The following is a 13895-nucleotide window of genomic DNA, read 5'->3' as shown; positions in this document are numbered from 1 at the left end:
CTACCTCCGCTCCTGCCAGTGGGTCAGCCGGCGCTCGGCGAGGAGCAGCAGCCGGTCCATGACGAGTCCGATCGCTCCGATGGCGATCACCTGGACGAAAATGGTGGGCAGGTCGTAGTAGAGCTGCGCCTGCTGCATCCGGTGGCCCAGTCCGTCCTGGGCCGCGATGAGTTCGGCGGCGACCACGGTCGCCCAGGAGGCCCCGAGCCCGATCCGCATGCCGACCAGGATGAACGGGGTCGACGCGGGGACGACGACGCCGATGAAGACCTGCGGGTCGCGGGCACCGAGTACCCGTGCGGCGTTGACGAGGGTGACGTCGACGGCGACGACGCCCTGGAAGGTGGAGACGACGGAGGAGAGGAACGACGCCAGGAAGATCACGAAGATCTTCGGGGTCTCGTCGATGCCCATCAGGACGATGGCCAGCGGGATGATCGCGAGCGGCGGCACCATCCGGAAGAACTGGAGCCAGGGCTCGATGAGCCTGCGGACGACCGGGTACCAGCCCATCAGGAAACCGACGGGGATCGCGAGGACGACACCGAGGACGTAGCCGATGAGGACCCGCTCAAGGCTGGCGCCCGCGTCGGAGAACAGGGTTCCGTCGGCGATGAGCTGCCCGGTGCGGCGGGCCACGGAGACGGGCCCGGGGAAGCCGTCGATGCCGCTGTTGGCGAGGACGACCCAGGTGAGCAGTCCCAGCGCGGCGGAGGCGAAGCCGAGCAGTACGGCCGTGAGGCGGCCGGTGCCGCCCGCCTTCTTCTGCGCTTTCTTCTTCTGCGCGTTCTTCTGCGCGTTCTGCCTCTTCGCGGTCGCGGGGTCCGTGCTCACGGCGTCCGTGTTCTCCGTGCGCCGGTCGGCAGGCCCGGTGTCCGTGGCCGTGCGGTCGGACGCGGCGGGTCCGGACAGCAATTCGTCCTTCATGCCACTTCCTCCGCGACCCCGTCGACGTCCGGCGCGCGGTCGCCGCCGATGTCGGCCATGTAGCTCATCCAGGTGTAGGCCGGGTCGCCACGGCGCAGGAGCTCCCGGTAGAGCCGGACGGTGAGGTCGCGCCGGATCTCCGCGTAGGCGGGCGCCTCGTACACGTTGTGCAGTTCGTGCGGGTCGGTCCGCAGGTCGTACAGCTCGTGCGTGCTCTCCGGGTTGTGGACCAGCTTGTGGCGCCGGTCGCGGATCATGCGCTGGGAGTACGGGAAGTGATGGCCGTGGAACTCGGCGAAGATCTCGTCCCGGCCGTCCCCGGCCGGTTCACCGTGCAGCAGGGGCAACAGGCTTTCCCCGTCGCACAGTTCGGGGACAGGTGCTCCGGCCAGTTCGAGGATGGTCGGGTTCAGATCGATGAGGTTGGCGAAGTCGTCGCGGACCTGGGCGGGTGCGCCCGGCACCCGGGCGAGGGCGGGGATCCGGTAGATGTCCTCGTACATCGCCGGGCCCTTGTCGTTGAGCCGGTGGGCGCCGGTGAACTCGCCGTGGTCAGCGGTGAAGAAGACGGCCGTCTCGTCCCACAGGCCATGCGCCTTGAGCGCTTCGAGGAGCCTGCCGACCTGGTGGTCGATCATGGTGACATAGCCCCAGTACACGGCGATGAGCTTGCGCCAGGCAGCCGCGTCGAAGCCGTCGGACGACCAGTAGGCGCTGTACTGGCGCTGCACTTCGGGCTTGCCCGCGAAGGTCTCCGCCATGGACGCGGGGAGCGGGACGTCCGCCGGGTCGTACATGTCGTAGTACTGGTCGGGGATCAGGTAGGGCAGATGCGGCCCGTACCAGTGGCAGGAGAGCATGAACGGCTTGCCGGTCGCCTTCCAGTCGGCGGCGTAGCGGTCCAGCAGGCCGAGGGTGCGGTCGGTGAGGAACGCTTCCATGGTGGCCTCGGCGGGCTGCTGGAGGCGGCCTGCGATGAGGTGGCCGCGGCCGGTGCCGTTGGCGGCGGCGCCGAAGACGGGTTCGCGTACGGCGAAGGGCGGGAAGCCGTTGTCCTCCAGCCACTTCTCGTACGAGGGGTGGTGTACGGGGTTCAGCGCACCGGGCAGGTGCTCACCGTCGAGGCCGTAGAACTCGGGGCCGCGCTCCCGGCCGATGTGCCATTTGCCCGCGTGGCCGACCTGGTAGCCGTGGTCCATCAACTGGCTCCACAGCATCGGGTTGTCGTCGTCCAGCTCGTCCTTGCTGCCGCCGTTGCGCTCGGGGTTGTTGAGCAGTCCGTGGCGGAAGGGGTGCAGGCCGGTGGCGAGCGAGGCACGCGCCGGGGTGCAGATCGCGGTCGGCGTGTAGAAGCGGTCGAAACGGGTTCCCTCCGCCGCCAGGGCGTCCAGGGCCGGGGTCTCCACCAGGGGGTTGCCGTAACACCCCAGGGTGTCGACCCGGTGTTGGTCGGTCATCAGGAACAGGACGTTGCGCGGAGCCATGGACTGGCCGCCCTTTCGGTGGGGTTGTGCCTGGTGCTGTGTGCCAAGTGCCGTGCTGGGTGCGTCCGTCGGTGCGCGCACCGAGCGCCTGCCGGTGCCATTTCAGGCAAGTGCCGGGAACTGTATGGACGTCGGTTTTTTACGTCAACCCTCGGGAATTAATTCGGTGTGAATTCGTCCGGGCGGTTGACATAAACCGCGGGCCCGGCAGACCATGCGTCCATGACCGAACCCACCGACGCCTTGCAACGCCTGCGCAGGGCCAATGAAGCCGCCGTTCTCGGCGAACTGCGCCGCTCCGGCGCGCTCAGCCGCGGCGAGCTGAAGGCGAGGATCGGGCTCTCCCGTACCACCCTGTTCGCGATCGTCTCCGACCTGCTGGAGCGCAAGGCGGTCGTGGAGCAGCCGGCCGCCGAATCCGAGCAGCCGCGCGGCCGGGGCAGGCCTGCCCTGGAGATCTCGCTGAACGCACGCGGCGCCGAGCTGATCGGCATCGACCTCCAGCGCAACCGGATCCATGTGATCGTCGCGAACTGCGCCCATCAGGTGATCGGCAGGTCCAGCGCCCCGGTACCGGCGGACAGCGGCCCGGCCGAACGTGCCGCACAGGCCGTCGAGGCGGTCGAGGAGCTGGTACGCCGCGAGGGCATCAGCCTCGCACCGGTCGAAGGCATCGGCCTCGGTCTGCCGGGCTTCGTACAGAACCCGGCTTCCGGGGACCCCCGCACCATGACGCCGTTCGCCACCCATGTCGCGGCGGAGCTCGGCGAGCACTTCGGTGTCCCGGTCCTCACCGACAACAACTCACGGCTGGCGGCGCTCGCCGAAGTCACCTGGGGCGCGGCCCGCGGCCACGACAACACCGTTTTCCTGGCGTGGTCGGAAGGCGTCGGCGGCGGACTCGTCGTGAACGGAACGCTGGTGCGCGGCGCCCACGGCGCGGCGGGCGAGATCGGCCACACCAGCGTCGATCCCCAGGGGCCGGTCTGCCATTGCGGGGGCCGCGGCTGTCTGGAGGGTGTCATCAGCCTTCCGGCACTGCTGGCTGCCTGCGCCGACCGCGGCGTCAGGGCCCATGACGCGGCCGAGTTCATCGCGCTGGCCGCCGACGGACAGCCGGACAGCGCTGACGTGCTGCGCGGGGCCGCTGTCACCGCGGGTCGTGTGCTGGCCGCACTCGCCGCCCATGTCGACCCCGAGTGCATCGTGGTCTACGGCGAGCCCGCCGCCCTGGACGAGCTGGTACTGACCCCCATCCGGGAGCAACTGGCGGCCCTGTCCCTGCCGTCCGCTCCTCGCACGATCACCGTCTGCGGCTCCGCCCTGGGCGCGGACGCGGCAGCGCTCGGCGGTGTCGCCCTGCTGCTGCACACCACCGGCCAGGACCTGGCGGAACTGCTCGACCGGCCGGTCCCCGGAGCCGGCGGACCGGGCGCGGACCAGGACTCCGGCGCTCCCGGCGGCGGATCCGGCCCCACACTCCGGGCGCTCACCACCGGCGCCGGACAGTGAACGCGTGCTGCGGGCCCGCGCGGGCGACGGCCACCGAGGCTCCCGCCGGACCGGAGACGCCGGCCGCTCCCCCGGCGGACTTCGCCGTCCCCGACCGGCGGCCGGCCGAACTGCTGCGCGGCATGGTGAGCGTGCCGGGTGGCCCCTTCCTGATGGGGGGTGACGACGCGGACGCGTTCCCCGCGGACGGCGAGGGGCCGGTACGGGAGGTGACCGTCGGCCCCTTCCACATCGACGCGGCCTGCGTGACGAACGCCCGGTTCGCCACCTTCGTCAAGGCGACCGGATACCGGACCGAGGCCGAACTCATCGGCTGGTCCTACGTGTTCGGGGCTTTCGTACCGCAGTCCGCGCGCGGGGCGGTGCTTCCGGGCGGCGTCCCGGGCGCGCCCTGGTGGCGGGCGGTGACCGGCGCGTACTGGCGTGCACCCGAGGGCCCCGGTTCCTCGGTGGGCGACCGCCGGGACCATCCGGTGGTGCACATGTCCTGGAACGACGCGAACGCCTACGCCCGCTGGGCGGGCAAGCGGCTGCCCACCGAGGCCGAGTGGGAGAAGGCGGCCCGCGGCGGGCTCGTCCGGGCCCGCTTCCCGTGGGGCGACGAGCTGACCCCGCGCGGCAGGCACCGCTGCAACATCTGGCAGGGCGACTTCCCCGTACGCAACACCCGCGAGGACGGCTTCCTCGGGACCGCCCCGGTCAAGGCGTTCTCCCCCAACGGCTACGGCCTGTACAACACTTCGGGCAATGTGTGGGAGTGGTGCGCCGACCGCTTCAGCCCCGACTGGCACCGGGACGAACGTACGGAGACCCGTATCGACCCGGTGGGCCCGCCGACCGGTGCGAACCGTGTCCTGCGCGGCGGCTCCCACCTCTGCCACAGCTCCTACTGCAACCGCTACCGGGTGGCCGCGCGTACCTCCAACACCCCCGACAGCACCACGGGGCACGGCGGGTTCCGCTGCGCGCTGTGACCAGACAGGTCCTACGCGGCCTTGCGCTCCTCGCGCCCGGTGACCGGTACGTCGAGGGTGCGCGCCAGGCCGACCACACCCTCGTCGAGGCGCTGGAGATGCCGCAGTACCCGGTAGGTGACCGACCCGGACCGGAGCGTCTCGGAGTTGCTGCCCTCCAGCATCGCGGCGATGCTGGCACCGGACTCGACCTCGTCGCCGGTGTCGGCGCTTTCGTCCCGCACGTGCGCGACGATCACATCGATGTTGTGCGCGATGCGTCGGCCGGACCGGGCCAGGCGGGGGTCGGCTGCGACGGTCCTGCTGTACGGCACCAGTTCGGCCGTCGCCGCCAGTGAACGGGCGTGGTAGGCGCTGGTCTCCAGCAGCGCCACCAGGTAGCGGGCGGTCTGCCGCCGCACCCGCAGCGGGGTGATCGGGTGGATCAGCGGCTGGGTGGAACGGCGCAGATCGTCCAGTGCGGTGTCCAGGTCGCGCGCCATGTCGAGGAGATCCACGGCGGGCCCGCCGCTTAGCTGGGTCACCGCGGCCGACGCGACGTCCCGCAGCCGGGCGAGCACCGTGGCCAGGTGCTCGTCGGTACGGCGGTCGGTGTGCACCGGAAGCACCAGCACGGCGGCGATGATCCCGCAGGCGGCGCCCAGCGCCGTCTCCTCGATCCGCAGCACCAGCACGGAGAGGCTGTAGGTGTTGAGCAGGGTGTAGAGCAGTCCCAGCATCGCCGTGACGAAGAAGGACATCAGGGCGTACGAGAGCGGCGCGGTGAAGAACATCCCGAAGATGAAGAGCAGGACCAGCGCGAAGGCGGTCCAGGTGTGGTTGCCGACGAGACCGGCAAGAGCGACACCGGCGACCACGCCCAGCACCGTGCCCAGCAGCCTGCGGTAGCCCTTGACCAGGATCTCGCCCGTGGACGCGGTGTTGAGGAAGACGACCCAGCAGGTGAGCACCGCCCAGTACCAGCGCTGGCTGGAGAGGAACTCACCGCCGATGATGGCCAGGGTCGAGCCGACCGCGACCTGGAAGGCGGCCCGGGTGGTGCGCCGTTGCAGCCCGGTGCGGTCCTCTTCCGTGTCCTCGGACCCGACGATCGCCACGTCCTCGGCCTCGAACTCCTCGCGTGAACGGGTCGTCTCCGGTGTGTCGTCCGACTCGTCCTGGGGTCCGTCCAGCGCGAGCCGCAGACCCAGCACGGAACGGGCGGCCTCACCGATTCCGCGGAACACGTCCTGCACGGCGTGCGAGGCGGGCGGCAGGTTCTCCTCGTCCCGGTAGCCGAGCAGCCTGTTGCGCAGATGTGCCAGCGTGGTGCCCCGCTGGTCGGGCGTCAGCCGCGACACCACCAGATGCAGGGTGTTCAGGTCCCGGCGCAGCGTCGCGGTCGTGGCGTCCTCGGCCCGCGTGCGGTTCGCCGCTGCCGGGACCGGCGCGTTCGGCAGATGCAGGGTGAGGGTGTCGGCCCGTTCCGCGCTGCGGGCGTTGAGCAGCAGGACGCCGAGCCGCTCCGCCGCGATCTCCGCGTCCGCGATCCTGCGCTGCACCAGCGCGGCCGTGGCCGCGTCACGCGTGCCCGACTCCAGCTGGCCCTGGATCATCAGCGCCGTCTCGTGCAGCCGGGCGGTGCCCTTGCGCAGATCGTCGAGGACCTTGTCCAACTGCTCGGGAGTGGCGTCCAGCAGCGCCGCCTGGGTGGCGACCAACTGCGCGAACCGGGCCCGGAATGCCTCCCGCAACCGGCCCAGGGTGCGCTCGGGAGTCTCCGGTACGACGGCGAACCGGACAACCGCGCTGCACGCGAAGGCGATCGCCAGCGTCAGATAGAGCCCCGGCAGGGCGGAGACGGTGGCGTGCACGAAGAGCGAGATGAAGTAGACCTGAAAGCCGATCAGGCCGAGTGCGGTACCGCGGTCGCCGAACCGGCGCGAGTAGACGGCGCCGAAGATCAGCAGGACGAAGAACGCGTCACCGGCGACGACCCGGCTGTTGAGGAGCGCCCCCAGGGACATCGCCGTGAGGGCGACGGGCAGCGCGAACCCGAGCGTGATCGCCTGGCCGCGTACGTCCTTCTCCCTGATGGCGAAGGTGAAGACCATCGCGGCCATGGCACCGGCGACCAGCTGGGTGACGGCGGTGTGGAACAGTGCCAGGACGAGCAGCGCGAGCCCGATCGCACCGACCGTCCGCAGCCCCGCCATCAGTCGCAGAAGCCCGGGATCGGATGCCGCGAAGCGGTCCCAGGTACTGGTCCGTGTCCGCCGTGTTGCTGCCATCGCGCTGCCGTACTCTCCTGACTCCGACCATGATCCGGGTACGCCCCAGCATCGCACGGGCGGGTTCAGCGGGACCCGAGCAGGTCGGTCCCGGTCTGCTCCGGGCGGCCGGACCCGTCGGACGCCCCCGGGGGCCGGCGTCACGACCGCACGTTCTCCGGCTGCCCCGTCGACCCCGGACACCGCCGCTGTCAGCCGGTACGGCCTTCCCGGCCGCCGGGCGCGAAATTCTGGACCGCGAACTCGACGACCGTGGCGATGTCTTCGTCGCTGGTGCCCCAGAAGGCCTGGGATGCGGCTCCCCAGGCGTGGCTGCTCCGGCTGAACAGCTCTCGCGCTTCGGGAGTGGTCCGCCACGACGCCATGTCCCGTCCCTCGCTTCCCCCTCTTCCCTCACCCTCGCGCCTGAGGAACAGGTCCAGGCTCAGCAGTGCGAGGTCCCAGCCCGCTCCGATTCCGACCGGGCCGACGGGTCCGTACGCCCGCACCAGCTCGTCGACGACCTCGGCGGGGGAAACGTGCTCCAGCTCCAGCACGGTATTGCCGTCCGCGTCCGCCGAGAGCCGGATCTCGACCTCGGTGGCCCTGTTCTCCCCAAGTGACCAGGTGAGCTTGAGCAGATGAGGCCCGTCGCAGCGCAGGATCTCACCGGCCGCGTTTCCTTCGAGCTGAAAGGTGCCGCCCGGACGGAGCTCGCCCGAGACCGGCGCCAGCCAGCGAGCGATCCTGGAGGGGTCGGTGCACGCATTCCAGACGTCCTCGGTCGAGGCAGCGTAGGCCCGGCGGAGCAGGAGCGAGCGCCCCTCCCCGCCGGTGACCGGCCGGTCCCGGATCTCCCGGTGGACGGCGTTGATCTGCTTGAGGACGTCGGTCACGGATCTCTCCCTTGTTCTCCTGGGTGGCTTCCCGGTTCCCGGGCCGTACCGGCCGGATCTCACTGGACCACGCCGCGCCGACGTTCGCACCGACCCCCGGCGCTGCCCCGTCACCTCGTGTCGCACCCGGTCCGGGCCGGGAGGCCGCGGCGCGGCTCGTCCGTCGGCGCATTCCCTGATCCACCCGGGGCCCACCGGACGGCCGACCGCGTGGCGGATCGGAGAGCCCGTCCCGCATCACCCCAGGTCCGAGCATCACCGCAGGTCACAGCAGGTGGCGTAACAAGGGCGCAATGTTCGGTACGTAGCTTGGGCGGTCGGTGGTGAGCGTCGCTGCCGGGCGCCGCGAGCCCGGCGTGATCCGAACGAAAGGCCCTCGGGAGGTCAGGAGTGGTGCAGAGCACGGGGTACTCCCCCGGCCCGTCCGACGGCAGCCCGGCCAGACGTGCCGACCGGGCCCGCAACGTCGCTGATGTGCTGCGCCAGCAGGCAGCGTCCGGTCTCTATCCGACCGGCTTCCTGCCGGACGAGCGCCTGTTGGCTGCGGACTTCGCCGTCTCCCGGAACACCGTCCGCCAGGCGCTGTTCATCCTTCGGGACGAGGGCCTCGTCGAACGTCGGCGTGGTGTGGGAACCGTCCTGCTCAACCGTAAGTACGCCCACCCGCTGGGGCGGCTCGCCGGGCTGGCCGAGACGCTGCACGCACACGGCACCGTGGACAACCAGGTCCGTGCGCGTGGCCCCGTCGTACCGCCCGTGCAGGTCGCCCGCCGGCTGTCGGTGCCCGAGGGCGAAGAGGTGGTCCGTCTCGAACGCCTGCGGCGGCTCGACGGCGTACCGCTGTCATTGGATCTGACCTATCTCCCCACGGACATCGGCCTGCCGTTGCTGGACCTCGATCTGGAGAACCAGGATGTCTTCGCGCTGATCGAGCAGTCCACCGGACAGCGGCTCGGCGCCGCGGAAGTGACGGTCCAGGCCGTGAACGCCGATCCGCACACCGCCGGCATCCTCGCGGCCCCCGCGGGGACGGCGCTCTTCGCGGTGGAACGTCTCAGCCGGCTCTCGGACGGCCGGCCCGTCGACCTGGAATTCCTGTCCATTCGCGGAGACCGGCTCACCCTCCGGGCGGACCTGGACCGCGCCGGACGCGGTTCCGGCTGAGCGCCTGCTTCCTCATCTGCCGTCTTCTCCGGTCCGAGCTGCCGGTGCGCTTCCGCGCGCCCGCCGACAAGGAGTTCTCCGTGTGCCCTCGCCCGTCCGTCGTCGACGGTCCGCTCGGCAAACGCCCCCGCCCGCCCCGGTCCCGGTCCGCCGTCCGCCGCCCGGCAGGCGCACGCGCGACGGTCGTCGTCATGTGCCTGTGCGTCACCCTGGTGGTCGGCATGGTGTCCGCCGTCAACCTCGCCATCCCTTCCCTCTCGGCCGGGTCCCTGCATCCGTCCGCCTCGGCGGTGCTCTGGGTGGTGGACGGCTATGTGGCCGTCTTCGCCTGCCTGGTCGTCCCGGCGGGTGCGGTGGCCGACCGCCTGGGCCGCAAAGGGGTGCTCCTCACCGGCCTGGGCGTGTTCACCCTGGGCTGCGCACTCGCCGCAGCCGCACCCGATGTGGGCGTGCTGATCGCCGGAAGGATGCTCAGTGGTGTGGGCGCGGCAGCAGTCCTGCCGACCACTCTGGCCCTCATGGTCACCGGCGCCGCGCAGGAACAGCGGTCCCGGCTGATCGCGCTCTGGGCCTCCATGACCGGACTGGCCGCCGTACTGGGCAACGTCGGAGGCGGCGCGGCGATCGAGAGCGGATCCTGGCGCTCCCTCTTCGTCTACGCGGCGCCGCTGGGCCTCGTCGCGCTGGTCCTGGCTGCCGTAGTGGCCCCCACCTCGGCCCGTCTCGCCCGTCCGGTCGCCCCGCTCAGCGCGCTGCTGCTGACCACCGGCTTCCTTGGGCTGCTGTTCGGTGTCGTTTCCGGGCCGGAGCAGGGTTGGGGCAGCGCCACGGTGCTGGGCGCGTTCGGCGCCGCGGCCGTCCTGCTGGCGCTCTGGAGCAGGCGCGAACTGCGCCAGGAACGCCCGGTCCTCGACCCCCGTCTGCTGGCCGTCCCGGCCGTGCGGGCCGGGGCCCTCGGGATGGTGACGGTGTTCCTCGGCATGTTCGGCCTGTTCTACCTCAACGGCCAGTACCTCCAGTACGTGAAGGGCTACTCCGCTCTCGGCGCGGGTGTCAGGCTGCTCCCGATGGCTGCCGCCCTGCTGCTGGCCCCGCGTGGTGCGGTCCTCCTCCGGCGTCGGCTGAGCGGCCGGACCGTCGTCGGCCTCGGTCTGCTCACGCTGGCCTGCGGGCTGTGCACCGTCTCACGCGTCGCCACGCACACTCCGTACGCGGTGTACGCCCTCGGAGCGGGGCTGACCGCCACCGGGTGCGGGCTCGCCACGCCGTTGCTCTCCGAGACGTTGATGTCCGCTCTCCCGCCGAACCGCGCGGGTATCGGTTCAGGGCTGCAGAGCCTGACCAGAGAGTTGGGCAGCGCCCTCGGCGTGGCCCTGACCGGGACCCTGATCACCTCGGGCTTCACCTCCCGGCTGCCGGACGCGTTGCGCGGCCCCCACGCGCCGACCACGGTGGCCGGTGCGCAGAGTCCGACCGTCGGTCCAGCGCTGCACCGGGCCGTCATCACTGCCTTCACCGGCGCGCTCAGCACCAGCATGCTGGTCCTGGCAGGCACGGTGCTGGCGGCTGGTGCCGTCGTCCTCGCCCAGCTCCCGGCGGAGCACCGTGGCCGGGTGTGACCAGCAGCCCGGAGGCGGCCCGGTTCCGCCTCAGGCACCTGCCTGGCTCCGCGCACCCGGGGTGACGGTCCGCCGCGGCAGGGCCTTCACACGGGCCAGGACGAGAGCCACTCGGGCGAGCACCATGGCCAGACCGTGGCGACCGGCATGACCACCGGGTGCAGGCTGGATCCCGCCTCCACCCACGGTGGCAGGCACGTCCCGGAGAGTGTTCCGCCTGCCCTCTCGCCCGTCCGGTGAGCCGGGCTTCCGATAGCGATGACTTTCATCCGGCGCGAGAGTCGGTAGAGGTACCGGGAGTCGGTACAGGTACAGAGCGGAAACGGAAGACGACAGCAGGAGAGTCCCATGCCCCGAATCACACCCAACCTCTGGTTCGACACGAACGGCGAGGAGGCCGCCAAGTTCTACGTGTCGGTGTTCCCGAACTCGGAGATCAAGAGCATCACGCACTACGGAGAGGCAGGTCCCCGTCCGGCCGGCACCGTGCTGACCGTTCAGTTCTCCCTCGACGGCCAGGAGTACATCGCGATCAACGGGGGCCCCGAGTTCACCTTCGACGAGGCGATCTCGTTCCTGGTCAACTGCGCCGACCAGGAAGAGGTCGACTACTACTGGGACAAGCTGTCCGAGGGCGGTGAGGAGGGCCCGTGCGGATGGCTGAAGGACAAGTACGGTCTGTCCTGGCAGATCGCCCCCGGTGGGATGGAAGAGCTGCTCAACGACCCGGACCCGGCGCGGGGCCAGCGGGCGATGAAGGCCATGCTCGGTATGAAGAAGATCGATCTGGCCGCGATCCGCGCTGCCGCCGACGGGGTGTAGACACCGACAGGCCGGTCACCGTACTCCGTGGACCAGGGGGCGCGGTCGCGTCGTGCACGTCCTACCGGAAGTGCCCCGCATACCGGAAGTGCCCCGCCCGGCGTCGTCGCCGGGCGGGGCACTCCTCGTTCACGTCAGGCCATGGGCACCCTGCGGGAGGGGCCGGGGCCGCGCGACAGTCGGTATCCGGCGACGGCCGCGAGCGCGCCGAGGACACCGCCGCCCACGGTCCAGAGCCAGCGGTCGGACCACCAGCCGGACGACCAGCCGTCCTCCGGCTCGATACGGGAAGCCACCGGAGTCTGAGCCGCGGTACCGGTGGAGTCCGTCGGCTGCGCCGCACTCGCGGACGACGCATCGGATGTCAACGGCACGGAGAGCGCGCCGTCCACGGCGTGGGACCCGCCGCTGTCCTTCGCGGTGGCCACGACGTCTGCCTGTACCGGCAGGCCCAGGTCCTCCTGCGGAAGGTCGAGGACCGTCAGCCGGATGTAGTAGCTCCCCGGCAGCGGATCGTTCGCCCAGGGTTCCGCCCAGGACCTGACCGTCCGCAGGTGACAGGTGAGCGTGACGGACTCGGCGTCCGCGGCGGCCACTCGGGTCTGGCTGCCGTACATGCAGGACTGGCGTCGGCGCAGCCCGTCGTAGACATCGACCTGCCAGGTGGACGCGCCGTGGCGGCTAGCCGCCTCCGGCAGCTTCACCGTGGCGGTCACCGTCGCGGCCTGGCCCGAGTCTGCGGGGAAGACCCAGTAGAGGTAGTCACCGGTGGAGGCGCTCGCGGTGGCGTGCTGCCCCTGTGCGACGACCGTCGCCGTACGGAACGCGGTGCCCGCCTCCGACGGCGCGCCGTTGCTGTCCGACGACGAGGAGGGACTCGGGGACGGGGTGTCGGCCGCGGCCGTCCCCGCCGTGGCGAAGAGCGCCAGACCGGCCAACGCGGCCTGAGGAAGTATCCGGGTGATCCGCATCAGTTGGTCCTCCCGGCGAGACGCCAGCGTGAAATCCAGCCGAACAGGACACCCGAGACCAGGCCGGTGAGTGCCAGGACGCCGAGCAGCCACCAGCCGCGGCCGAGCCCGAAGGCTGCCACGTCGGACGCCGCGTCGGGTGCGTCCACCACGGCGATGTTCAGCTCGACCGGCAGACCGGGCGCGGTCTTGACCGAAGCCGGAGCCGAGAAGGAGTTGCTGACCTGGAGACAGACCGTCTCCGCCGGGGGCTGCGAATCGTCCGAGTCCGCCGGGGGTTTGGGGTAACGCAGACCGGACGAGATCACATCGGTACGGCCGGTGCCGGATTCCTGCCCCCGTACGATCTCCCGTCCGTGGAGCGTCACCGCCCGCAGCAGAACGCCGTAGTCGTTGTTGACGGCCCGGTCGGCGGCGACGCTGACCGAGGCACGCAGTTCCTGGCCGGGCCGGACATCCACCCGGTACCAGCGGTGTTCGGCGAACTTCTCCCGGTCGCTGTACAGACCGGCCTTCAGCTGCGGAGCTCCGGTGCAGCTGTCCGCGCCTTCGGTGGCCACCGGGGTGGCCACCGGATCGGCCGCGCGGTCGACCAACTGCGTCACGCGTCCTGAGAGTTCATCGGTGTGCCGCACGGAGGTGTACGTACCTCCGGTGGCCTCCGCGATGCAGGTCAGTTGCTTGCGGGTCTTGGCGTCGGGCACCAGGCCCAGTGTGTCGACGACCAGATGGATCCCCTGGGCCGCGATGTCCCGGGCGACCTCGCACGGGTCGAGCGGCGCGCAGGTGTCCTCGCCGTCGGAGATGAGCACGATGCGGCGGGTCGCTTCACCGCCCTTGAGGTCTCCGGCGGCCTGCTGCAGGGCCGGCCCGATCGGTGTCCAGCCGGTGGGGGCGAGGGTGGCCACCGCCGTCTTCGCCTCGGTCCGGTCGAGTTGTCCCACCGGGTAGAGCTGGCGGGTGTCCTTGCACCCGGTCTTCCGGTCGTTGCCGGGGTAGTCGGCACCCAGCGTGCGTATGCCCAGTTGCACTTGCTCGGGCACCGCGTCGAGTACTTCGTTGAACGCCTGCTTCGCCGCCGCCATCCGTGATCCGCCGTCGATGTCACGTGTGCGCATCGAGCCACTGACGTCGAGCACCAGCTCGACCTTCGGTGACGGCTTGTCGGACGGTTCGCCGGCGGCGGCGCCGGTGGGGAAGGCTCCGGCTGCCAGGGCCGCCAGGAGCAGACACGCCCCGGCTGCCAGCCGTTTTCTCATGATCATCACCGGATCGTA

At 71.0% G+C, this 13895-nt stretch carries 11 protein-coding genes; 5 read left to right on the top strand and 6 right to left on the bottom strand.

Features of this window, described 5'->3' with window-relative positions; genetic code table 11:
* Together OG709_RS33925 and OG709_RS33920 are read right to left on the bottom strand one after the other, a co-directional pair.
* Complete coding sequence (locus OG709_RS33925) at window positions 1-927, bottom strand: ABC transporter permease (RefSeq protein WP_329168891.1); 927 nt, start codon at window positions 925-927, stop codon at window positions 1-3.
* Window positions 924-2411, bottom strand: coding sequence for a sulfatase-like hydrolase/transferase (locus OG709_RS33920; RefSeq protein ID WP_326693500.1), 1488 nt, complete (start codon window positions 2409-2411; stop codon window positions 924-926). Before OG709_RS33920 ends, OG709_RS33925 begins: the two co-directional genes overlap by 4 nt.
* Before the next feature lie 222 nt (window positions 2412-2633).
* Here OG709_RS33920 and OG709_RS33915 point away from each other — a divergent pair, with 222 nt between their 5' ends.
* Window positions 2634-3923: an ROK family transcriptional regulator gene (locus OG709_RS33915; RefSeq protein WP_250301528.1), complete on the top strand. Its 1290-nt coding sequence runs from the start codon at window positions 2634-2636 to the stop codon at window positions 3921-3923.
* On the top strand, window positions 3920-4897 hold the full coding sequence (locus OG709_RS33910; protein ID WP_329168889.1) for a formylglycine-generating enzyme family protein: 978 nt from the start codon (window positions 3920-3922) through the stop codon (window positions 4895-4897). The genes OG709_RS33915 and OG709_RS33910 overlap by 4 nt, the downstream gene beginning before the upstream one ends.
* Window positions 4898-4908: 11 nt before the next feature.
* On the opposite strand, the gene OG709_RS33905 is transcribed toward OG709_RS33910, so the two are convergent.
* Together OG709_RS33905 and OG709_RS33900 are read right to left on the bottom strand one after the other, a co-directional pair.
* Window positions 4909-7167, bottom strand: coding sequence for an FUSC family protein (locus tag OG709_RS33905; RefSeq protein ID WP_250301530.1), 2259 nt, complete (start codon window positions 7165-7167; stop codon window positions 4909-4911).
* 191 nt (window positions 7168-7358) lie between these two features.
* Window positions 7359-8042 carry an SRPBCC domain-containing protein gene (locus OG709_RS33900; RefSeq protein ID WP_250301531.1) on the bottom strand — a complete coding sequence of 228 codons (684 nt, stop codon included), beginning with the start codon at window positions 8040-8042 and terminating at the stop codon, window positions 7359-7361.
* 390 nt (window positions 8043-8432) lie between these two features.
* Between OG709_RS33900 and OG709_RS33895 the strand changes: the two genes are divergently transcribed.
* From OG709_RS33895 to OG709_RS33885, 3 genes are all read left to right on the top strand, one after another.
* Window positions 8433-9206, top strand: a complete 774-nt coding sequence (locus tag OG709_RS33895) for a GntR family transcriptional regulator (protein ID WP_266645409.1) — start codon at window positions 8433-8435, stop codon at window positions 9204-9206.
* Window positions 9207-9286: 80 nt separating this feature from the next.
* Window positions 9287-10825 carry an MFS transporter gene (locus OG709_RS33890; protein ID WP_329168888.1) on the top strand — a complete coding sequence of 513 codons (1539 nt, stop codon included), beginning with the start codon at window positions 9287-9289 and terminating at the stop codon, window positions 10823-10825.
* 348 nt (window positions 10826-11173) lie between these two features.
* Entirely contained in the window at window positions 11174-11647 is a 474-nt protein-coding gene (locus OG709_RS33885) for a VOC family protein (RefSeq protein ID WP_266645412.1), read from the top strand.
* A 134-nt stretch (window positions 11648-11781) separates the two neighbouring features.
* Here OG709_RS33885 and OG709_RS33880 read toward each other — a convergent pair whose 3' ends face one another.
* Together OG709_RS33880 and OG709_RS33875 are read right to left on the bottom strand one after the other, a co-directional pair.
* The gene (locus tag OG709_RS33880) at window positions 11782-12618 is read right to left on the bottom strand and encodes a hypothetical protein (RefSeq protein ID WP_250301535.1); all 837 of its coding nucleotides are present in this window, start codon (window positions 12616-12618) and stop codon (window positions 11782-11784) included.
* Window positions 12618-13883: a VWA domain-containing protein gene (locus OG709_RS33875; protein ID WP_266645414.1), complete on the bottom strand. Its 1266-nt coding sequence runs from the start codon at window positions 13881-13883 to the stop codon at window positions 12618-12620. Before OG709_RS33875 ends, OG709_RS33880 begins: the two co-directional genes overlap by 1 nt.
* Window positions 13884-13895: the final 12 nt, after the last annotated feature.

This window comes from Streptomyces sp. NBC_01267 (assembly GCF_036241575.1).
Taxonomy (GTDB): Bacteria; Actinomycetota; Actinomycetes; order Streptomycetales; family Streptomycetaceae; genus Streptomyces.
The sequence above is the reverse complement of the archived record's forward strand: the minus strand, read 5'-3'. Positions and strand labels throughout refer to the sequence as shown.